The sequence below is a fragment of the Macrococcus epidermidis genome (assembly GCF_024205965.1).
GTDB classification, from domain to species: domain Bacteria; phylum Bacillota; class Bacilli; order Staphylococcales; family Staphylococcaceae; genus Macrococcoides; species Macrococcoides epidermidis.
Genome location: NZ_CP073819.1, coordinates 1,338,699 through 1,359,927 on the forward strand (window position 1 = coordinate 1,338,699; position 21,229 = coordinate 1,359,927).

Consider the following 21,229-nt stretch of genomic DNA (forward strand, 5'->3'; position numbering starts at 1 on the left):
ACTAATTTAATTGTTTTTATTGACTTGTAAGTCTACGTCTAATTGATGAATTAGAAAGAAATCATTACATATGAAATCACCTTTTATAATTTTTTAATGCATTCATCTTATCATTATCAGAAAATTTGTACAATATTAAAGTGGGAGAATTTATTGATTATATTGAAATAAATCATCTTTTAAATCTGGGCTTTCAATAATAACTGCATTTAAACCATTATTCGTTCTTGTTTCATGCATTTCCCCAGCTTCAAAGAATACCGCGGTATTCTTACTGATTGAAATAGGTGTATGATTGTTTGATGAAACAATTGCTTCACCGTCGACGATTAATAATATTTGATTAACTGGAGCTTTATGATTACCTATAATACCATTCGCTTCTAAGTGGATGAAGTTAATAGAGATTTTTGAATTCATAGTAGTTAATCTATTGATATTAAATCCACTCGAGTTGTGATTATCAATTTTAGTTGCCTTCGATTTCTCCAAAGGATATATTTTCATAGTTTTCTCCTTTTTAATTCATTTTAATTTTTTAAAAATTCTATATAATAAATATAATACATTAATTTTAGAGAGTTACGTAATCTATAATATATTATGTAATCATATTATTTTATTCGCACGAACAAATGATTTTTTATTTTGAGGTGATATTTTGGAAGCTCTATTAGTTATTGATTTTCATACACATTTTTTAGAAAAAGGTGATTTTTCAGTAGTTAAGAATAATGCTATTCATCTAGTAGAAGTATTTAAAGCAAACAAATTACCTGTGATTGCAGTGGAACATATTGATGACAAAACAAATAAGCCATTTCCTTTAGACCCATTTATTCATAAAAATGCCGATAAGATTTATTCTAAAAATAAACCGAGTGCTTTTAAAGATACGGATTTGCAACAATATTTAATTTCACTTGGTGTTACTGAACTGATCATTATCGGTTTTAATATGGAATATTGTATTTTATTTAATGCGATTATTGCTAATGAACTTGGCTTTAAAGTTACAGTAATTGAAGATGCTTGTGCAACAGTTAATAATTGTGAAACATATGAAATGCCTGGATTAGATATTAATGATTTCGTATCTACAGTTTTGCATTGGTCTGATGAAGTAGAAGTTCTGATGATAGACGAGTATGTGTGATTTGGGTTATTTATAATTTTGAGATAATCTCATTTTTAGCTGTAAATAATATCGTGAGGGTTATTCTGAAGTTTTTGCAGGTACTATTCATCATAAATATTTAAATATTCTAAAAATTATTATATAATATAAATAATTTTTATGAACGGAGGTGTTGGTATTGTTTTTAGAAGTTGCGAAGCGTATGCGTTTTGTTTTAACGGTACGTGGGAAATTTGCGTTTGAAATTAAAAATTGGTGGAGTCTGCCCTTTTTTAAGCAAGTACAACTTCTAGAGGAATACTAAACACGGTTCCTCTAACAAACTAGAGGAGAGAAAAAATGAATATTTTAAACGTAGCCCAAGTATCAAAATCTTTTACAGGTGATGTGATTTTTGAGGATATTAAATTTGAGGTAAACGATAATGATCGTATTGGTCTTATCGGCAGAAATGGTGAAGGTAAAACAACCTTATTCAAACTCATTTCAGGAGAAGAGCGTCCTGATAGTGGTTTTATTAGTTTATCAAAAGATATACGAGTTGGTATTTTGAGCCAAATCCCAAAATTCCCGGATGATATGGATGTTTATTCATGTTTTGCACAAACTTTTATTGATCTTGATGTAATAGAGAAGAAAATGAAAGCATTAGAATTAAAAATGGCAAGTAACCCTGATAATCTTGAAAAGATTTTAGTTCAATATGCCAATATACAAGAGCAGTTTGAAGTACTAGGTGGTTATGAAAAGGATAGTAAAATCAACTTTGTAATGCACGGTCTTAAAATTAATCCATTGGCCGATAGACTTTGGTCTCAGCTTTCAGGTGGAGAACGTACTAAAGTTGGTTTAGCCATGTTATTACTTCAATCACCGGAATTATTACTACTGAATGAACCGACAAATCATCTGGATATCGATAGTATTGAATGGTTAACGCAATTTATTAAAAATTATACAGGTGCTGTTATTATTATTTCTCATGACCGTTATTTTCTTGATGAGACGGTGAGTAAAATATTAGAGATAGATCAACAAGCGCTACATATTTATCACGGAAATTATTCTTACTTCATAAAAGAAAAAGAAGATAGAATCTTAAGTGAGTATGAAGAATACAAAAATCAACAGAAGAAAATTCAAAAGATGAAAGCACAGATCAAACAATTAAAAATATGGGCGAATCAAGCTGTACCACCAAATGCCGCAATGCATCGTCGCGCAAAAAGTATGGAAAAAGCTTTGGCTAGAATAGAAATAAAAAAGAAACCGATTATTGATGCTAAAACAATGCAGCTTGATATTCAAAGTGCAGACAAATCTTCTAAAGATGTGTTCACTTTAATTGATGTTGCCAAAATGTATGATGATATATTGTTTGAAGATGTAAATATGAAAATTAGAAGAAATGATAGGATTTCTATTGTTGGAGCCAATGGTACAGGAAAAAGTACGTTAATAAAAATGATGTTAGAGGATGTTTTTCCTGATGAAGGCGAAATCATTATTGCACCTAATATTAAGATTGGTTATCTATCACAACATCATTTTACTGAAGACAATGATACTGTTTTAGACGCGTATCGTGCATACGCATCAGTCACAGAAGGTGAGGCTCGTAATCATCTCGCTGGCTATTTATTCTATGGTTATGACGTATTTAAAAAAGTGAAAGATTTAAGTGGTGGTGAGAAGATGCGTTTACGATGGGCACAAATTATGTCAAATGATTTTAATGTACTCATTCTCGATGAACCTACGAACCACTTAGACATTGAATCTAAAGAAATATTAGAAGATGCTTTAGATAAATTCGAAGGAACGATTATCGCTGTTTCGCATGATAGATATTTTCTTGATAAGTTTTTTGATGTTACTTATTGGATTGAAGATAAAAATGTAAACATGTATTTAGGAAATTATAGTTATGCGAAGCAGAAAAAAGCTGAATAAACTTAAACCTTTATTATTTTATTCTAGGTTTGATTTTACTTACTTTCATATTAAAGGAGATATGTTATGAATCAATATGTAGATTTTAATCAAGAAAGATGGAACAATGTATCAAAGAAAAAAGGAAATGCTTATTCAATTCCGTTAAGTCATGAAGAATTTATATATATTAAAAATAATCCTATCGATGTTAGTTTGACAATTGGCAAAAGTGTACCTAACGAATGGTTCACAAAAGCGAAAGGTAATAAATTATTAGGTTTAGCTTGTGGTGGAGGTCAACAAGGTCCTATTTTCTCTGCTAAAGGTTATGATACAACAATTATGGATTTCTCAGAAGAGCAGTTAAATAAAGATAGAATGGTTGCTGAAAGAGAAAATATCATTATTACCACAGTTCAAGCCGATATGACTAGAGTTTTTCCTTTTGAAAATGAAACTTTTGATATTATTTTTTGTCCAGTATCGAATGTATATATTGAAGATTTAGAGAACATGTGGAAAGAGTCATATAGAGTGTTAAAACCTGGTGGTTTATTAATGGTTGGTTATTTAAATCCATGGGTCTATATGTATGACGGTGATATTGTTTGGGATCAACCCGATAAAGAATTATTATTAAAATATAAATTACCTTTCAATTCTAGACAGCTTGAAGAAGATGGTAATTTAATTATTGATCCTGAGTATGGATATGAATTTAGCCATACACTAGAAGAGCAAATTGGCGGTCAATTAAAAGCAGGTTTTGCCATGATTGATTTTTATGAATCAAAAGATATCCGAAATAGACTAACAAAATATAGTAGTGACTATATTGCTAATCTATCTATCAAATTGTAATTATATTAAATGATTTTCAAAATCAAATTCAACAAATATATCTATCGATTCATGATACTATATTAGTGAACTACACTCTTAATAGGATGTGATTATTTCATGAATATTAATGATATAAAGCTTACTCAACTTTATTTGAATCAACGTAAAGTGGATGAGGTAAGTGAATGGCTGGATGATGTTTCTGTCAAAAATACAATAATCTCAGTAATTCAGTATGACAATCAATTTTACATCGTTGATGGTCATACACGTTGTTTCGTTGCTTTTCAAAAAGGGATTATTGATATACCTGTTGAAATTTATGATATTGATAATACATCAGTAGAGATGCAATTATATCTGGATTGTATAAAGTGGTGTGAACAAGAAAATATTGATCATATTAATGACTTATCCCATCGCATTCTAGGAGAAGTAGCGTTTGAAAAACTGTGGATTGAGAGATGTAAAAATCATATGGAAGATATTCAGGATGCTCGTGATGCTGATATTGCTTATCGTGAGCATTTGAACCATAAAGTAACCTATACTCACGAAGAAGTCATGAAACACTTCTAACTTGTAATCCTACACCAATCTGTTATAATAAATGTATAACAGATTGGTTTTATTTTTGCCTTTAAATCTGTTCTATACTTTGTATAACAGAGAGGTGGTTTAATGTATATAGAGATTGATGAAACGAGTAGTGTACCGGTTTATTTACAACTTGCCAATCAAATGATTCATCATATTGCAGAAGGGAATGTCGTACCTTATGATCCATTACCTTCTGGTCGTGCATTTGCGAAGAGTCTTCAGATTAATATGCACACAGTGAACAAAGCCTATCATTATCTGGAGGAGAAACAATTGATTCTTGTGCAGCCGAAGTCCGGAGCGATAATTCATCCTGATGCTTTAAAGGCTGCGACAAAAGTTGAACGGGAAGATTTAATGAGTCGTTTGAAACCGATTATTGATGAAGCGAAGTGCAAACAACTGGATGTAGCTGATTTACTGAGATTAATTAAAGAGGGAGAGGGTTAATGATGGAAGGTTTATTACTTAGTGGCATATTATTTTTAACCGGCTTATTGTTCTTATTGAATGGTCGTTTCGTTCGTCGTAATATAATATTTAGTGTCTTTGTGCCTGAGAGTGAAACAGATAATGGTGCAATTGAGACGGTAAAGGCACAATACAGAAAGCAAATTTTAATGTTAGCCATTGCTGTAGCACTATTATTTATAGTAATTTATTTATTTGCCAGTCATTCTGCAGCTTTATTAAGCTTTGTTGTATTGCTTCACGTTCTTATTATCGGTGCAATTATTATCTATAAAAGTGCTCATGATCATTTGAAAGCTGTAAAGTTAAGCGAAGAGTGGATGAAAGATATTAAAGTAGTGAAAGCGACAGATACACGTTTAATGACAGAAAGTACATCACTTCCGAATGTTCTATTTATAATGCAGTTAATCGCATTTATTGTTGCATTTATATTTGTTGCATTAAATTATGATAAGATACCTGAAACGATCGCTACACATTGGAATTTTAAGGGTGTAGCTGATGATTTCAGTCAAAAGAATTTCTTTAGCGTGTTTTCACCAGGATTACTTGGATTAGCCATATTATTATCACTTTGGGCAAGTTCAAAGGGGACAAGCTTTTTCAATACAACTGTAAATCCTGCTGTAAAAGATGCTTCTATCAATTTTATAAAAAATTCTAAGCTGATTAACAGTATGATGATTCACCTTATTTCATTTACGATGACCTTATTATTTATATTAATCTTTATTCGACCTGCAGTGTATAATGATAATTATTTGCCGAATGGTATCATGATGATGCTGATTGGAATGCTGCTTTTAATTACAGTGGCGTGTATCTATTTACAAATTTCGGAAAGCAAGAAGTATCGTCAAGCCATAGCCACTTCAGATAAAGCGCCATATTACAATGAGAATCATTATATTTTCGGACTATTCTACTATAATCCTAATGATCTGAATGTCTGGGTACCTAAGCTTTCAGAAATGGGGATGACATTAAATATGGCAAGACCGATGTCTTGGTTTATAGCGTTTATTTTACTTGGATTACCGATTGCTATACTAATTGTAATTACAATTTTCTCATAATGTTTTAATATGAAGTTAACTTCATTTTTACGGATATTTTAGTAGATTTGAAGCTAACTTCATTTTTTATTTATTCTGTTTTCTATTATTATAAAGATAACAATCAAATCATTAGGAGAGAAGCTTATGATTTCATATGAACAATTACAATACAAAGACGTTAATCAATTAAAAGACTACTTTAAACATGTTATTTCACATACATTTTTAAACAATGGCGTTGATGATGATGAAGACCTTATTAACGAAATTAATAAAAAGATGACCTATATCAATCGTTATTTTAATGGTTCAGATGATATGTTTATCGTCGCTAAGGATGGCGATGTTGTTGTTGGAATCATTGGGTTCTATACACCTAATCAAATGATCACGGAGCTTGTCGGAGATAAAGTTGATGGATTAAAAGAGATGGGGACATTATACATACACCCTGATTATCAGAGTAGAGGAATAGGTAGTCAGCTTATCACGCTTTTAACACAGTTTATTAAAGAGCAGGGTGTCGATTCGTACTGTTTTGACTGTGGTTATAAGAAATCAATGGCCACATGGACGCGTAAATTTGGTCAACCTACGTATTTCTTTAAAGATTACTGGGATGTAGGAGATCATTATGCTGTTTGGATTGTGGATATCAAGGAGGCGTCTGTATGATTCAACCTTTGACGTTAGAAAAGTTAGATACCGTCACCAACCTTGCTTTAAGACTATGGCCGGACAATATATATGAAGATTTAATAGATGAATTTAAGTCTTTAATCCATCATGATAATCAACGTGTATTTCTGTATCATGACAATCATCTGGATGTAGGTTTTGCGCATGTCAGTTTGCGTGTTGATTATGTTGAAGGGACAGATTCAAGTCCGGTAGGTTTTCTTGAAGGTATTTATGTCTCTCCTGATTATAGAAATCAAGGTATCGCAAGAGAACTTATTGAAGCATGTGAGCATTTTGCCAAAGATAAGGGCTGTACTGAATTTGCGAGCGATTGTGAGTTAACAAATATAGATAGTATTTTAATGCACGAAAAATTAGGGTTTGAAGAAACTAATAGAATCGTGTGTTTTAAAAAGAAAATAGAAAGATTTAAATGTTAATCACATTTATTCCGGCAAATATAGAGTTGTATTCCATATTTGCCGAACTTTTTTGATTGATTTTTATGTTTTTTTCGGCTAATATGGATTTGTATTCCATATTTGCCGGAGGTGGCTTAATGTATATCCATAGAACAATTGAAGATACATTGCTAAAAGTTCAACAAAATTTTAAAGTTGCTTTAATTACTGGACCACGACAGGTCGGTAAATCTACTGTATTGAAGCATTTATTTGGTGATGATTACGAATATGTCACTTTAGATGATTTATTCGAATTGAATCTTGCGAAAGAAGATCCAAAGCTTTTTTTTATGAATCATCCTGGGAAATTAATCATTGATGAAGTGCAATATGCACCTGAATTATTTATAGAAATTAAAAGACTCGTTGATCAAAACGATGATTATGGACAATATATTTTAACAGGTTCTCAAGGATTTAGTTTAATGCGTAATATTTCTGAGTCCTTAGCAGGTCGCGTTGGTATTATTGAAATGAATGGTCTGTCTACACGTGAAATTGTTGGTGATGATATGTTATCACCATTTATTCCAAATAAAGATTTTATTGCTGCAAAAAGAAAATATGTTGAATTAAGTGAGATGTGGCGTATCATTCAGCGGGGAAGTTTACCTGAACTGTATAAGAACGAAAATCTCGATTGGGACATGTATTATGCTTCTTATGTAAAAACATATATTGAACGAGATGTCCGTGATTTGCTTAATGTTAAAGATTTAAATCTATTTTCTCAATTTTTAACGGCATTAGCTGCACGTACTGCTCAAATGTTGAATTACAACACGATTGCAAATGAAATTGGTGTTGATATTAAGACAATCAAAAGTTGGATTAGTGTACTTGAAACATCAGGTATTATATATCTTTTACAACCTTTTTCTAATAATAGATTGACCCGTGTTATTAAAACACCGATGTTATATTTTAAAGATACAGGGCTTGTTTGTTATCTACTGAAATGGAAAACACCAGAAACACTAATGAATGGTGCAATGAGTGGAGAAATTCTTGAGACATTCGTGATTTCTGAGATCATTAAGTCTTTTAATAATGCAGGTATAACTAATGTACCTATAATGTTCTATCGTGATAGAGATATGAAAGAGATTGATGTCATTATTGAAGAAGATGGTGTTTTGTATCCAGTTGAAATAAAAAAAACATCGATGCCAACATTAAAAATGGCCAAAAATATGGCTGTTTTAGAGAAAGCTGAAGGCTTTTCAATTGGTAATCGAATGATTTTAAGCTTTGTTCAACAAAAAAGTTATTTAGCTTATGATACGATTACTTATCCTATTTGCGCCATTTAACCCTGTCCAAAGTAGTCTATAAAGGCTACTTTTTTATTTATACAAAACAAGAACATACGTTCTATTTTTATTGAAATAGAACGTATGTTCTGGTATGATAAATATATCATCAAAGATTATAAGAGGGTGCTTAATATGTATGATTACAGTCTGTGCGAGAAAAGGAATGTACTCTGTATTGACCAGAAGAGTTTCTTTGCGAGTGTTTCTTGCATCATGAAAGGACTTGATCCTATGACAACAAAGCTCGCTGTTGTCGCTGATACGAAACGACAGGGGTCTGTTGTGCTTGCTGCTACACCACCTCTAAAAGCAATGGGGATAAAGACCGGTTCACGTTTATTTGAAATACCTCATCGTTCTGATATCTATATTATCAATCCATCGATGAACACTTACCTGAAAGTTGCCAGTCAAATTGCTGAGATTTCACTGCAGTATGTTGCACCGGAGGATTACCATCAATATAGTATCGATGAATTTTTTATGGATGTTACAAAGAGTTATAACCTATACGCAGAAAGTCCGTATGCGCTTGCCTTAAAGATTAAACAGGAGATTTATGATAAGACGCAAATTCAATGTGCCGTGGGAATAGGGGATAATGTCTTACTCAGCAAGATTGCACTGGATATGGAGGCAAAGAAACAACCGGATGGTATTGCTGAGTGGCATTACGAAGATGTACCGGCAAAGATGTGGTCGATTGAGCCGTTAAGTAAGTTCTGGGGAATTAATCGTCGTACCGAGAAGAAACTCAATCAAAAGGGAATATTTACGATTGGGCAGCTTGCTAATTATCCGCATCATTATTTAAAGCGCGATTTCGGTATTATCGGAGTGGATCTGCATTTACATGCGAATGGAATCGATTCAAGTTTAATTCGAGAGAAACATCATATTTATAAACCCTCTATTAATAAAAGTCAGATTTTAATGCGTGATTACCGTTTCGATGAACTACGTGCTGTCGTGTTAGAACATGTTGAAGAAGTAACATTCAGACTACGTGCCGACAATATGATTGCACGTACGATTTCTTTTACTATTGGTTATAGTGATGAAGGGAAAGTAAATAAAAGTTACACATTATCTGAAGGGACGAATTTAACCGCTGATATCTTTCAGGTTGTGTGGGGATTTATGATGCAGTTATGTGATAAGAAGCGTATGTATCGTACAGTAAATATTTCACTTACGAACTTTATTCGTGAGGAAGATCGTCAGTTATCGCTCTTTGTTGATGAGTTTGAACGTGAGAAACAAGAGAGACTGGAAAAGACGGTAGACCAGCTAAAGATACGTTTTGGGAAGAATAGCGTCTTGCGTGCAGTATCGTATACAGAGCAAGGCACGGCGATGAAGCGCAATGGTCTTATCGCTGGTCATAAGGCATAGTAGTAATTATAACTATCTAAAATAGCATGATAAAAGGTTATATCAAATCTATAAAATATATAGTATAGATATTTTATGAAATTTGTTAAGTTTATATTTTACTATATTGAATGTACAATATTTATACATAGTATACAGAAAGGATGATGTATATGAAATTAGTTAAATATAGTGAACTTACAAAAAATGCACTAGATAAAAGAGAAAAAGTTATATTAGCTATGAAAGAAGTAGATAAAAACTTTGATATTGGACAAAGAAACTATGATGCTAAACGTATCGATGGTAAAAAAGAACAATTGAAACGTATGAAAGAAAAAGAGTATGCATTACACTATTAGACAAGCTAAATTAGATTTAGAAAGAATTGAAAGCTGTCAACCATTGATGCTTGTAAAGCGTTCAAAGAATGGATTAATATTGCTATAGAAAAAAGAAAAAAATTTAATTAAGTGCACCTCAAAAATCAGACTTAAAATCTAACTTTTGAGGTGCACTAGTTGTATAAATGGATGCTATTTATAGTGAACAATCAATGTATAACCTAGAAAAAAATAAAATGAACAATCAAAAACAGTATGAAGAGTATTTATTTTCATTACAATCCACTTTAAATAAGTTAATACTGATTATATTTAATAACGTAAACTTGCTTTAAAAATATTTAGCAAACTATTACCGTCTCTCTGGAATTATTCATCCATCAAACGTATAATAGACATAAATTGTTAATATATCTATCAATATGAGGTGAATACAATGAAAGAAGATGTAATCCGTTATGAGAAAGTCTTAAATGAAACAAGTGAAATTGTAGAAAAGATGAATGCGTTATTAGATCAATTGGAAGCAAATAGCACAGATTATAATGCCTTAAAAGACTATTATGGTAGTGAAGAGTATATGCGTGATGTAGATCTATCAAATGAATCTGATACGTATCAGGATATCCCAACTGGTGTATTATCTGAAGACGGCGTATATAACTTAATTGCTGAACAATATGCTTTAAATATAAGAATGCTGGAAATTGCGACACAGCAATTGAAGACGCATTAATATAAATCTATTTGTATTTGTTTTGTAGCAACCAAATACAAATATGGTATAATTACATCAATCTAAGATAACGAGGTAAAAGGTCATGGTAATTCTATAAATCCAAATGATGATATTGAATACAATATGATAATTTGTGATGACAGGATTACTATGTCCTTTTTTAATATCATCATTTGGACTTTCATATATTAAAAGATGAAAGGAAGAATGACATGATGCTACAATTTCATAATATTAATAAACAAGTTAAAGATACTACTTTATTCAAAATAGACCAATTAAAGATTAACCAAGGAGATAAGATTGGCTTAATCGGTAAAAATGGTTGTGGAAAATCAACTTTACTTAAAATGATTGCCCAAATAGATACTTCATATTCAGGTATAATAACTAATCCGTTTCAAACAAAATATGTGCCGCAATTAAAAGAAATAACGAGCCAGTCCGGCGGAGAACAGACGAAAAGTTACTTACTTGATGCTTTTAACAGCAATAATGCTTTATTGTTACTTGATGAGCCATCCACTAATTTAGATATGAACAATATCAATTGGCTCATCAATCAAATCAATCAATTTCAAGGGACAATGGTAATCGTGAGTCACGATAGATCATTGCTCAATCAAACAGTACAAAAAATATTAGAAATAGATGAGAGAAAACTTAATATATATACCGGTAACTATGATGATTACGATGAACAAAAAAAGAAACAATATGAACAACAAGTAAAAGAATATGAACAGTATCAAAAGAAAATTAATCAACTCCAGCAAGAATCAATTGAAAGAAATAAACATGCCTCAAACTTTAAAAAAAGAAAGAAGAATATTAGTATTTCCGACTATAAAGTCAACTCAAGAATGGGTGCTTATGACAGTCAGGAAAAAGCAATCGCTAAATCAAGTAAAGTGCTGCAAAAACGAATGGAACAAATAGAAAAAGTAGAAAAGCCTCTGAGTGACAAACAATTTAAAATTAAAGCAATAGGTAAATTAAAACATACAGGTGCTACGTTAATTCATTTAGATACTTTTACCGTTAGCATTGAAAATCATCTATTATTTCAATCGGGCATCTTCAAGCTAGTTCAAGGGGATAAAATTGCAATAACAGGACCTAATGGGAGTGGTAAGACAACTTTTATTAGACGGTTAATTGAAAAGCAATTAAATGGCTACTATAAACCCAATTTAAAAATAGGCTATTTTGCGCAAAATTTAACGACGTTAGATGAACAGAAAAGTATATTTGAGAATGTACGAAATACATCAGTACAGGACGATATGCTTATTAGAAATGTACTTGCTGCATTAGGATTTGATTATTCGAGATTGAATCAAATTGTTAATTCTTTATCTGGCGGAGAACGTGTCAGACTACAAATCATAAAGTTAATACTCGGTGATTATGATCTGTTAATCTTGGATGAACCGACAAATTTTCTGGATGTTTCTACATTGCAAGCATTAGAGCATTTCTTAAAAGATTATCCTGGTAGTTTTCTGATTGTATCTCACGATGAGCAATTCATAAATAATACGACAAAGAATAAATTTGTCATAAAACAACAACAATTATTAGATGACACAAAACAGAAAAACTATCAAACCCCTGACAATAGTAATTTACAACTATTAGAATATAAATTAGAACAAATGATAATTGATCCTGACGTAAATATACAGGATGTTATCAAACTTAAAAAGAAAATAGAAAATCTTAAAAAGTAATCAAAATTCATAAAACCAAAAACTTTCAGGAGACCTGAAAGTTTTTTTATCGTTTAATCACAAGCTCTGAAAAGTTATAGAATCCAGCAGTAGTCACTTTTGCATTATGTATGCTATTTGGTACTTTAACTTCCTGAGTAATGTTGAAGATAGGGTAGAGTGTATGTGATTCAAATAACGACTGATTAATCGCATGATTCAGTTCATTCCACTCACGAGTATCTGTTGTGATATATGTAGCATAATAATCGCTCAACAAAGGAAATTGTTGTGATAAATGGCGATGCATCGTTTTATTTTGATAGAGCAGTGTAAAATATTCAAAGGTTTCCGCTTCACTAAAGAACATACCATGGATATAGATATCCCCCTCAATTGTTATTTCACTTTTAAAAGAAGTCATAATATCGATAGGTTTTAATACCGCTTCTATATTGTATCGCTTTAAATATCTTTTATACTGGAGCATCTTTTTTTCGATATAGCTCGGATAGACAATGGTAATAGAGAAATGATCTTCTAATTTATTTAATGATTTAAGTGAAAGTGGCTGATCTTTCAGAATATAAGAGGTTTCTTTACTTGTGTGTATATCTTTAACATGATGAACGGACTGCTGAAATAAGTAATGCACAGTTGCTTTCTGAAGATCAGATAACTTATTTTGAGCGAGTGATAGCACATAATAAAAACCATCTGTTACTTCGATATGCTGGAACGTATCACTATCACTTAACGTAAAGTTAGTTTCTTTAAGCTTCGGTATATAAATTAATTCAACTTCATCAAGATATGATTGATAGCCATAATACTGATTAAAAGATTTTAAAGTCGTTTGAAATTCATTATTCATTGCGATATAAAATGGTCCTGTACCAATAATTTGCTGCTTATCCTGCTTATAGATTGCAAGATTTAACTTACATAATACATCTTTGAAATATGGAAAATCGTGATAATATACTTTAACTGTAAGTTTATTAAGCACTTCAATTGAAACAATTGAACTTAATAACACTTTCGTCTCCTGATACGCTATCGCATGACTCAGACATCGTTTAATATCTTCAGCAGTCACTTGAGTACCATCATGAAAGTAAATATTCTTCCGTAAATATATCACTGCATAATCATCATAAAAATCGATATGCTGTGCTATCTTAAAATGATACTGATCCGAATGTTTATCATAAGCGACTAACGTGTCGTAAACATTACTCAATATATTGGCGCTATTGATATCGACCACTTCTAAAGGATGAGAATAGAGTGGGGCGTAGCGCTTCTTAACAACTAATCTGTCTATATCAACTGTAGATACCCCGAGTAATTGATTCGCTTTCGTAATCAGCATCTGTTTATGATGAACAGACCAGTCCCATGTTAAATATTGAATAGCATCTGATAATTGATATGGTGTTAGCATTGCATTCACCTTATTGAAATATAATGTATCGATATCCACGAACCATTGAACCGTTGATTGATTCCCGCGACCACGTGCACTCTTAAAAGTGAGATAACCACTATCCTGCCACCTTTTTAAACTTCTGGATAAATGCTTCTGGCTCACCTTTAACTGTTCACTGACAGATGATTGATGAAATGCTGTAATCTTCAAATTATAGAATGACAGTAATAAATGCTCCATAGCTCCTCCTAAAAGTGGACTCAAATAAAATATTGTCCATTTTTAAATCATTTAGTCTACTTTAACATATGTAGAAAGTTAGGGGGAATGAAAATGAAAGTTCGTGACTTACCAATCAATATACAACTCAGATTGTGGGGTTCATTTGTCAATCGCTGTACTTATAGTGCGACACTACCATTTATTGCACTATATTTAACTGATCAGCTGAATGCAAGATTCGCTGGATTGTTTTTAGCATCAATCGTCTTTGTCCAGTTTATCAGTAATATTTGGGGAGGTTACTTAGTCGACCAATTCCCGAGGAAAAAGATGCTGATATTTGGTTCATTTACTGAAGCATTATCGCTAATATTTATGTGGCTCACTGTTGTCAACTCATGGATTTATCTATTTATGATGACATTTATACTCTTTACGATATTCAGTGCATTTCGCAGACCTTCTATGAGTGCACTAGTTCAGGATTCAGCAACAGATGAAAATAAGAAATTATTATATCGGATGGATTACTGGCTAATCAATTTATCACTGGCAATAGGCGCACTTCTCGGTGGGCTATTCTATAACGAACATAAAAGCTGGTTATTCTTTGCTTCAGCGATGGTGGCACTGTTATTAAGTTTCTTATATATGAAATATATTGAAGAAACAAACAGCTTTATCCGTAAAAAAGAACATAAAAATGTATTTGTAGATTTGTTCATTGCATATCAGACTGTCGTTAAAGATAAACGATTCGTATTAATGGTAATCGGTACGATGTTTATTGCAACTGTGGAGCTCATGACAAGTACTTACGTTGCTGTTAGATTACATAAAAACTTTGACACCATTTACTTGTTCGGCTTTGAAATTACCGGTGTTAGAATGTTTACAATCATTAACCTCGTTAATACAATTACCGTTATTACATTTTCTTTATTAGTTGGTAAGTGGTTAGAGAAGTTTAAAGTAAGTAGAATTCTAGGATTTGGACTATTGATGTATGCAATAGGATATGCAGTACTTACTTCTGCAAATATGTGGTGGCTGATTATCATAGCTGTGCTTATTGCTACATTTGGCGAAATGATATTTGCACCGATTAAAAGTGCTGAAATGCTGACACTAATACCAAAAGAAAAACGAGGTACCTATAATACATTCAGTTCATTCACATTCAGTGGTGCACAGCTATTATCAAATGGATCTTTGATCCTTGGTACATATTTAAACCCATATACAATGAGTGTAGTTGTGTTTGTGATCGTAATTATTGGATCAGTACTTATGATGAACAGCTTGTATAGAAGTGATAAAAGGGACACAAAATAAATTTTTCATTTAAATAACAATTTTTATATAACATGAGAGAATAAAGGACACTGATAAGTTTCTATCAGTGTCCTTGTTTGGTTCACACTATAACTCACTCTTTATTTCACAAACATTTCTACAAATAAGTCATTAATCATTACCTCTAATTGTTTCACCAGCTTTTTATATTTACCCATTCCTTTAGCTCTGAAGTACATACTTTGATAGAAATGTTTATAATTAGTTCTTATTCTGAATCCTTCTAGATTCTTTGAAGTTTGATTTAACATTAGTTTATTACTATTATTCAACCAGTTAATATATGCTTCTTCAGAAATACGTTGTTGATCAAGCATCGCAAATACAATAAATAGCATTCGTTCTTCTTCATCATCAATATAACACGATTTATCAACATTTAATTTTTGAAGATTGATATTCAGAACATCTAATATTTCATCATTATATTTTGAGTCGTAGAAATCACTTGTTACTAAACCTGCAATTAAATCTGAGTAATGCGCAATACTATGAGCCCATCCTTTACCTTCGACGTATCCTCTAATATCTTGTTCATTCTTAAATATATATATACTCTCGTGAATTATTTGTTGCTTTAAATCATTAGACAGAAAGTTACGTTGCTGATTTATAACAGCTAAATAGTATAACACGAGTGCACTAAAGCTTCTTTTGAATACAGAATCAGAATTAATCTCACCTAAACCATATTTGATTTGCTCTAAACATATTTCAGTATAAGCAATAAGTTTTTCATTGGTAAATGGTTCACTCTCCAGCATTTCTACAAGTCTCATTAAATAAATATTGTCTCTTAAATATCCATCAGTTGTTCCAATATTTTCTAACATTGATTCGAATAAATTTTCTTTTTCTTGCTGTGACAAGCTTTCAAAATTATATTGATTATCCTCATTTGATATCTTAATCATACTTTACCTCATTTTTTAAAATTTTCTGGTAATTTCTATTAATACTATTATATATGAATATGTATAAAAATAAATACGAAAGGAAACTTCCAGTTAACTGAAAGTTTTTGTATTTTTCTTATCAACCATTGTACTCCCCTTCATTATCAGATAAGATTAAATTATCAGTAAATTTGAAAAGGAGAATGAAAATGTATCCAGATGTAAATAGCACGATGCAAGAGATTGAGCGTTTAGTAAATATTCCAGGTCCTTCAGGTTTTGCATTTAAAGCGATTGAATATGTGACAGAAACGTTATCTTCAGTAGGTTACGAAGTACAACAAACGAATAAGGGTGGGGTATTGATTACTGTGCCCGGTAAAGATGATACACGTCATAAATACTTAACGGCACATGTTGATACTTTAGGTGCAATGGTTAAAGAGATTCTACCGAGTGGACGTTTACGTTTATCAATGGTTGGTGGTTTCAGATGGAATGCTGTTGAAGGTGAATACTGTGAAATTCATACAAATGATAAAGTGTATACGGGAACAATCTGTCTGCATGAGACCAGCGTCCATGTTTATCGTAACGCTGGTGATATTAAACGTGATGAGGATCATATGGAAGTTCGTATAGATGAAATCGTAAAGTCTCAGGAAGATACTGAAAAATTAGGTATCAGTGTCGGAGATTTTATCACGTTCAATCCAAGGTGTGAAATTACAGAATCCGGATTTATTAAATCGCGTCATTTAGATGATAAAGCAAGTGCGGCGATGCTTATCCAGCTGTTACGTCATTTAAAAGCTGAAAATATTGAATTACCACATACAACACATTTCTATTTTTCAAATAATGAAGAAATCGGTTATGGTGGTAACTCTAATGTTCCGGAACAAGTTGTAGAATATATTGCTGTTGATATGGGTGCATTAGGTGATGGACAAGCCTCTGACGAATATACGGTATCGATATGTGCAAAGGATAGTTCAGGTCCTTACCATTATCAATTGAAACAACATCTCGTTCAGCTATGTAAAGACAACGAAATTGATTATAAAGTTGATATTTATCCGTATTACGGTAGTGATGCGAGTGCTGCAATGAGCGCTGGTTATGATGTTAAACATGGTCTATTCGGTGCTGGTATTGAATCCAGCCATGCGATGGAACGTACACATAAAACTTCACTTGAAAATACCGAAAAGTTAATTTATCAATATGTATTGAGTGATGTAATTTAGTATAAATTTAAATTTAGAATTTTCTGATAAATATAAGTTGAATATTTTGAGACACACGTCCTTTTTCGTTATAATGTGGTTACTATATGAGAAAGGGCGTGTTTTATTTATGACAAAAAAAGTATTAATGGTACTGACAAATCAAGAGAAGTTTAGTGATGGCACACCAACAGGACTATGGTTAGAAGAAGCTGCAGCACCTTATAAAATTTTTGAGAAAAATAATATCGCAGTAGATTTTGCTTCTATAAAAGGTGGCGCAATTCCACTGGATCCAAACTCTGTAGCCAATGATGAGACGAAGACATATGCAGATGTCGTTAAGAAATTAGGAGACTCTCTAAAATTGAGAGACGTTGTATTTGAAAATTATGATGGTGTATTTATTCCGGGTGGACATGGTACGATGTATGATCTACCTAATGATCCGGATTTACAGAACATCCTTGCATTCTACAAAGAAGATGGTCGTGCAATTGGAGCTGTTTGTCATGGTCCAAGTGCTTTTGTCGGTGCTAAACTTAAAGATGGCAGCTACTTAATAGACGGTGTTAAACTTACTGGATTTACGAATAACGAGGAAAGTGCGATGAAACTAGATGAAGTTGTTCCATTTGCATTACAATCAGAGTTAGAAAAACAAGGTGGACGCTTTGTCGTAGGTGAGAATTTCACATCACACGTTGTAACAGATAAGAAGTTCGTGACCGGCCAAAATCCTCAATCAAGTGTAGAAGTCGCAGAAGCATTTGTAAAAGTATTATAAAAAATAAACCACATGGGGTAATGCCTCATGTGGTTTATTTCAAAAGTAAGAGATTTCTTAAAATTAATCCGAGTACAACACCAATCAGTAAACTTAGCATCGTCCCAAGTAATATATATTCACTTGTCTTATCAATCTTCTCTAAATTGTTATTTGGTTTATCATCTTTAAGGTCATTAAACCGAAGTATCGATTTACTGGCGATCACAAGTCCAATCGCTGTATACTCACCAAAAGCGATAAACATCAGGATCAGTAGCCTTTCAATATAACCAATCATTAATCCTACGTTATCTGACTGCTTCGTCTTTGTTTCACTCATCGCCGTTAAAATCCATTTAATGATAGGACCTGACATAATAAATAACAGTATAAATATCGCAATTAAAATAATTTTCAGCATAATGCATACTCCTTAAAAGTATTCGTGACGTGTAAAGAAATATGATTATCGTTGTCGAGTTTTTTTAATGCCGCTTCTATAAGCATTAACTGTTTTTTATGGCTTTTTTTTAAATGTTCTGAAATGGTAGATAGACCTTTACCAAGGATTTGCGCAATTTCTTTTTGCTGATCATACACATAGGAGAGCAGCAGCACTTGTTGCTGCATTTCAGAATGATTATGAACGATTTCAGTTAAATATGGATATAATACGTTGTTGATAACCGTAACATCCTGTTCTTCAATCGTTAAATGAAAATCTGTAATATCTGACTGTTTAATTTGAGTTAAATTACGACGTGCCTGTTTAATGATCGGTGCATTCCAATGTTCAAGGTTTCCAGTAGGTATTTCTTCATTACTCGCAGCAATTCCGAATTTAATCGGTTGTGATTTATATGGCCATAATAACTTTATATAGTAACTTGTTAAAAGGGTTGCTGACAGACTATCGCTTACAAAAAACAATTCATCACCCATACGAAAATTAATATACTTAAATGATACGTCCTTAGTCCACTGTTCAATTTCATCGGTTAAATTTACTAATGCATTACTAATCGCTTCAGAATTATCGTATTTTGTACTTCCTGAAACATCCATTACGAATAAAGATAACATTTCATACCTCCAGTTCGTTTATTTAGACGAATTATCATAATTTCGTTTATATAACCGAATTATATCATACATGAAATAATTAAAGTAACAATATAAAGTTAATGGTAGAAAATAAGTATAGTAGAAAATAAGTAATGTACATATATTTAATATAAATTTATGTTAGTCAAATTTAGTGTAAATTTCATTTAAATCTTCATTAAAGTTGAATCATTAATGCTATGAAGTGATTAAATAGACGCTTTTATGTTATTATGGTGCATGAGATTAATGAACAATAGTGTTCATTCGAATAAGGAGAATCATCATGAAATTTATAAACTTATCAAGAGAAGCTTTCGGAGAATTTACAGATAAACAGACATATAGTCATTTTACGCAGATGGCAGTTAACTATGATTTGAAAATCGCAGAAGGTGCTGAAGTACATCTTGTAGGCGTTACAGATGATAATGAAAATATCATTGCAGCAGGTCTTTTCACCGCTGTACCTGTGATGAAAGCGTTCAAATACTTCTATTCAAATCGAGGTCCGGTCATGGACTTTCACAATAAAGCGCTTGTGACATTCTTTTTCAAGGAATTAGAACGTTATTTAAAGCGTCATAAAGCACTTCATCTTAGAATCGATCCATATGTGCCATATCAACTGAGAGATCATGATGGCAAAGTGATAGAAAGCTATGATACACAAGATATTTTTGAAAATTTAAAAACATTAGGCTTTAAACACCAAGGATTTACGACTGGTTTCGATCCAATTCATCAAATTCGCTGGCATTCGGTGCTAAATACTGCAGGTTTGTCGGAAAAAGAAGTAATGAACAATATGGATAGCCTACGTAAACGTAATATCAAAAAAGTGATTAAAAACGGTATAAAGGTACGTGATCTCTCAATAGATGAACTTCATATCTTCAGACAGTTTATGGATGATACGAGTGGAAAAAAAGAGTTTGTTGATAGAGATGATGCATTCTATAAAAATCGATTACAATATTTCGGAGATCGTGTGAGAATGCCGCTCGCATATATTGATTTTTCTACATATATACCTGAGCTCATTGCTGAAGAAGTTGATGTACAATCTCAAATCGAAAAAGCTAAAACAGAACTTCAGAAAAAGCCTGATGCGAAGAAATGGAAAAATGTACTGACAACAAGCGAAAATCAATTAACAGCAATTAAAGAAAAACTCGCTGAAGCAAAAGCTTTACAGCAAAAACATGGTGATACTTTACCGATTGCTGCTGCATTCTATTTAATCAATCCATTTGAGGTCGTTTATCTTGCAGGTGGTACATCAAATGAATTCAGGCATTTTGCAGGTAGTTATGCGATTCAATGGGATATGATAAAGTATGCCATGGAAACGGGCATTAATCGTTATAACTTCTATGGTATCAGTGGTGATTTCACGGAAGATGCAGAAGACGCTGGAGTAATCAAATTTAAAAAAGGATTTAATGCCGACGTTATTGAATATATCGGAGATTTTGTGTTGCCGATCAATAAACCGGTTTACAAAGTATACGAAACGATGAAGAAAATACGAAAATAAGAT

The 21,229-nt window shown here is 32.1% G+C and carries 23 protein-coding genes; 18 read left to right on the top strand and 5 right to left on the bottom strand.

Annotated features, from left to right (window positions below; translation table 11 throughout):
- Positions 1-150: 150 nt before the first annotated feature.
- The gene (locus tag KFV12_RS07035) at positions 151-507 is read right to left on the bottom strand and encodes a cupin (RefSeq protein WP_254256436.1); all 357 of its coding nucleotides are present in this window, start codon (positions 505-507) and stop codon (positions 151-153) included.
- A 154-nt stretch (positions 508-661) separates the two neighbouring features.
- Between KFV12_RS07035 and KFV12_RS07040 the strand changes: the two genes are divergently transcribed.
- The 14 genes from KFV12_RS07040 (at position 662) to abc-f (KFV12_RS07100) (ending at position 12,699) form a co-directional block, all read left to right on the top strand.
- On the top strand, positions 662-1,156 hold the full coding sequence (locus tag KFV12_RS07040) for a cysteine hydrolase family protein (protein WP_254256437.1): 495 nt from the start codon (positions 662-664) through the stop codon (positions 1,154-1,156).
- Between the two features lie 160 nt (positions 1,157-1,316).
- Positions 1,317-1,442: a hypothetical protein gene (locus KFV12_RS13295; RefSeq protein WP_262492331.1), complete on the top strand. Its 126-nt coding sequence runs from the start codon at positions 1,317-1,319 to the stop codon at positions 1,440-1,442.
- Positions 1,443-1,477: 35 nt separating this feature from the next.
- Complete coding sequence (gene abc-f, locus KFV12_RS07045) at positions 1,478-3,091, top strand: ribosomal protection-like ABC-F family protein (protein WP_254256438.1); 1,614 nt, start codon at positions 1,478-1,480, stop codon at positions 3,089-3,091.
- Positions 3,092-3,157: 66 nt separating this feature from the next.
- A complete protein-coding gene (locus tag KFV12_RS07050; protein WP_254256439.1) occupies positions 3,158-3,934 on the top strand; it encodes a class I SAM-dependent methyltransferase in 777 nt (258 codons plus the stop codon).
- 99 nt (positions 3,935-4,033) lie between these two features.
- Positions 4,034-4,495, top strand: coding sequence for a hypothetical protein (locus KFV12_RS07055; protein WP_254256440.1), 462 nt, complete (start codon positions 4,034-4,036; stop codon positions 4,493-4,495).
- Between the two features lie 102 nt (positions 4,496-4,597).
- Positions 4,598-4,966, top strand: coding sequence for a GntR family transcriptional regulator (locus tag KFV12_RS07060; RefSeq protein WP_203545446.1), 369 nt, complete (start codon positions 4,598-4,600; stop codon positions 4,964-4,966).
- Positions 4,966-6,066 (top strand): DUF1648 domain-containing protein, encoded by a 1,101-nt coding sequence (locus tag KFV12_RS07065; RefSeq protein WP_254256441.1) that lies wholly within the window; start codon positions 4,966-4,968, stop codon positions 6,064-6,066. Before KFV12_RS07060 ends, KFV12_RS07065 begins: the two co-directional genes overlap by 1 nt.
- Before the next feature lie 126 nt (positions 6,067-6,192).
- The gene (locus KFV12_RS07070; protein ID WP_111714885.1) at positions 6,193-6,723 is read left to right on the top strand and encodes a GNAT family N-acetyltransferase; all 531 of its coding nucleotides are present in this window, start codon (positions 6,193-6,195) and stop codon (positions 6,721-6,723) included.
- Positions 6,720-7,169 (top strand): aminoglycoside 6'-N-acetyltransferase, encoded by a 450-nt coding sequence (gene aac(6') / locus KFV12_RS07075; RefSeq protein WP_111714887.1) that lies wholly within the window; start codon positions 6,720-6,722, stop codon positions 7,167-7,169. Before KFV12_RS07070 ends, aac(6') begins: the two co-directional genes overlap by 4 nt.
- 119 nt (positions 7,170-7,288) lie before the next feature.
- Positions 7,289-8,506, top strand: a complete 1,218-nt coding sequence (locus KFV12_RS07080; protein WP_254256442.1) for an ATP-binding protein — start codon at positions 7,289-7,291, stop codon at positions 8,504-8,506.
- A gap of 135 nt (positions 8,507-8,641) precedes the next feature.
- Positions 8,642-9,904 (top strand): Y-family DNA polymerase, encoded by a 1,263-nt coding sequence (locus KFV12_RS07085; RefSeq protein WP_254256443.1) that lies wholly within the window; start codon positions 8,642-8,644, stop codon positions 9,902-9,904.
- 152 nt (positions 9,905-10,056) lie between these two features.
- Positions 10,057-10,245 carry a hypothetical protein gene (locus KFV12_RS07090; RefSeq protein ID WP_101140585.1) on the top strand — a complete coding sequence of 63 codons (189 nt, stop codon included), beginning with the start codon at positions 10,057-10,059 and terminating at the stop codon, positions 10,243-10,245.
- 418 nt (positions 10,246-10,663) lie between these two features.
- On the top strand, positions 10,664-10,963 hold the full coding sequence (locus KFV12_RS07095; RefSeq protein ID WP_103214550.1) for a DUF4298 domain-containing protein: 300 nt from the start codon (positions 10,664-10,666) through the stop codon (positions 10,961-10,963).
- A 215-nt stretch (positions 10,964-11,178) separates the two neighbouring features.
- Positions 11,179-12,699: a ribosomal protection-like ABC-F family protein gene (gene abc-f, locus KFV12_RS07100; protein WP_254256444.1), complete on the top strand. Its 1,521-nt coding sequence runs from the start codon at positions 11,179-11,181 to the stop codon at positions 12,697-12,699.
- 46 nt (positions 12,700-12,745) lie between these two features.
- On the opposite strand, the gene KFV12_RS07105 is transcribed toward abc-f (KFV12_RS07100), so the two are convergent.
- The gene (locus tag KFV12_RS07105; protein ID WP_254256445.1) at positions 12,746-14,350 is read right to left on the bottom strand and encodes an ABC transporter substrate-binding protein; all 1,605 of its coding nucleotides are present in this window, start codon (positions 14,348-14,350) and stop codon (positions 12,746-12,748) included.
- Positions 14,351-14,443: 93 nt separating this feature from the next.
- Between KFV12_RS07105 and KFV12_RS07110 the strand changes: the two genes are divergently transcribed.
- Entirely contained in the window at positions 14,444-15,667 is a 1,224-nt protein-coding gene (locus KFV12_RS07110; protein WP_254256446.1) for an MDR family MFS transporter, read from the top strand.
- Between the two features lie 101 nt (positions 15,668-15,768).
- Here KFV12_RS07110 and KFV12_RS07115 read toward each other — a convergent pair whose 3' ends face one another.
- A complete protein-coding gene (locus KFV12_RS07115) occupies positions 15,769-16,602 on the bottom strand; it encodes a DUF2785 domain-containing protein (RefSeq protein WP_240837772.1) in 834 nt (277 codons plus the stop codon).
- Positions 16,603-16,793: 191 nt separating this feature from the next.
- On the opposite strand from KFV12_RS07115, the gene KFV12_RS07120 reads away from it, so the two are divergent.
- Positions 16,794-17,834 (top strand): M42 family metallopeptidase, encoded by a 1,041-nt coding sequence (locus tag KFV12_RS07120; RefSeq protein ID WP_254256447.1) that lies wholly within the window; start codon positions 16,794-16,796, stop codon positions 17,832-17,834.
- 109 nt (positions 17,835-17,943) lie between these two features.
- Positions 17,944-18,600, top strand: a complete 657-nt coding sequence (locus tag KFV12_RS07125; RefSeq protein WP_111714904.1) for a type 1 glutamine amidotransferase domain-containing protein — start codon at positions 17,944-17,946, stop codon at positions 18,598-18,600.
- Between the two features lie 34 nt (positions 18,601-18,634).
- Here the strand turns inward: KFV12_RS07125 and KFV12_RS07130 are convergent, their stop codons facing one another.
- Together KFV12_RS07130 and KFV12_RS07135 are read right to left on the bottom strand one after the other, a co-directional pair.
- The gene (locus tag KFV12_RS07130) at positions 18,635-19,003 is read right to left on the bottom strand and encodes a hypothetical protein (protein ID WP_239242971.1); all 369 of its coding nucleotides are present in this window, start codon (positions 19,001-19,003) and stop codon (positions 18,635-18,637) included.
- A complete protein-coding gene (locus KFV12_RS07135) occupies positions 18,997-19,665 on the bottom strand; it encodes a sigma-70 RNA polymerase sigma factor region 4 domain-containing protein (protein WP_111714907.1) in 669 nt (222 codons plus the stop codon). The genes KFV12_RS07130 and KFV12_RS07135 overlap by 7 nt, the downstream gene beginning before the upstream one ends.
- Before the next feature lie 307 nt (positions 19,666-19,972).
- On the opposite strand from KFV12_RS07135, the gene KFV12_RS07140 reads away from it, so the two are divergent.
- On the top strand, positions 19,973-21,226 hold the full coding sequence (locus KFV12_RS07140) for an aminoacyltransferase (RefSeq protein WP_254256448.1): 1,254 nt from the start codon (positions 19,973-19,975) through the stop codon (positions 21,224-21,226).
- Positions 21,227-21,229: the final 3 nt, after the last annotated feature.

Bases quoted from the DNA above. Each gene is read 5' to 3' on its own strand.
- KFV12_RS07035 (WP_254256436.1), bottom strand. From the start codon at position 507: ATGAAAATATATCCTTTGGAGAAATCGAAGGCAACTAAAATTGATAAT.
- abc-f (WP_254256438.1), top strand. From the start codon at position 1,478: ATGAATATTTTAAACGTAGCCCAAGTATCAAAATCTTTTACAGGTGAT.
- KFV12_RS07050 (WP_254256439.1), top strand. From the start codon at position 3,158: ATGAATCAATATGTAGATTTTAATCAAGAAAGATGGAACAATGTATCA.
- KFV12_RS07055 (WP_254256440.1), top strand. From the start codon at position 4,034: ATGAATATTAATGATATAAAGCTTACTCAACTTTATTTGAATCAACGT.
- KFV12_RS07060 (WP_203545446.1), top strand. From the start codon at position 4,598: ATGTATATAGAGATTGATGAAACGAGTAGTGTACCGGTTTATTTACAA.
- KFV12_RS07065 (WP_254256441.1), top strand. From the start codon at position 4,966: ATGATGGAAGGTTTATTACTTAGTGGCATATTATTTTTAACCGGCTTA.
- KFV12_RS07070 (WP_111714885.1), top strand. From the start codon at position 6,193: ATGATTTCATATGAACAATTACAATACAAAGACGTTAATCAATTAAAA.
- KFV12_RS07080 (WP_254256442.1), top strand. From the start codon at position 7,289: ATGTATATCCATAGAACAATTGAAGATACATTGCTAAAAGTTCAACAA.
- KFV12_RS07085 (WP_254256443.1), top strand. From the start codon at position 8,642: ATGTATGATTACAGTCTGTGCGAGAAAAGGAATGTACTCTGTATTGAC.
- KFV12_RS07090 (WP_101140585.1), top strand. From the start codon at position 10,057: ATGAAATTAGTTAAATATAGTGAACTTACAAAAAATGCACTAGATAAA.
- KFV12_RS07095 (WP_103214550.1), top strand. From the start codon at position 10,664: ATGAAAGAAGATGTAATCCGTTATGAGAAAGTCTTAAATGAAACAAGT.
- abc-f (WP_254256444.1), top strand. From the start codon at position 11,179: ATGATGCTACAATTTCATAATATTAATAAACAAGTTAAAGATACTACT.
- KFV12_RS07105 (WP_254256445.1), bottom strand. From the start codon at position 14,350: ATGGAGCATTTATTACTGTCATTCTATAATTTGAAGATTACAGCATTT.
- KFV12_RS07110 (WP_254256446.1), top strand. From the start codon at position 14,444: ATGAAAGTTCGTGACTTACCAATCAATATACAACTCAGATTGTGGGGT.
- KFV12_RS07115 (WP_240837772.1), bottom strand. From the start codon at position 16,602: ATGATTAAGATATCAAATGAGGATAATCAATATAATTTTGAAAGCTTG.
- KFV12_RS07120 (WP_254256447.1), top strand. From the start codon at position 16,794: ATGTATCCAGATGTAAATAGCACGATGCAAGAGATTGAGCGTTTAGTA.
- KFV12_RS07125 (WP_111714904.1), top strand. From the start codon at position 17,944: ATGACAAAAAAAGTATTAATGGTACTGACAAATCAAGAGAAGTTTAGT.
- KFV12_RS07130 (WP_239242971.1), bottom strand. From the start codon at position 19,003: ATGCTGAAAATTATTTTAATTGCGATATTTATACTGTTATTTATTATG.
- KFV12_RS07135 (WP_111714907.1), bottom strand. From the start codon at position 19,665: ATGTTATCTTTATTCGTAATGGATGTTTCAGGAAGTACAAAATACGAT.
- KFV12_RS07140 (WP_254256448.1), top strand. From the start codon at position 19,973: ATGAAATTTATAAACTTATCAAGAGAAGCTTTCGGAGAATTTACAGAT.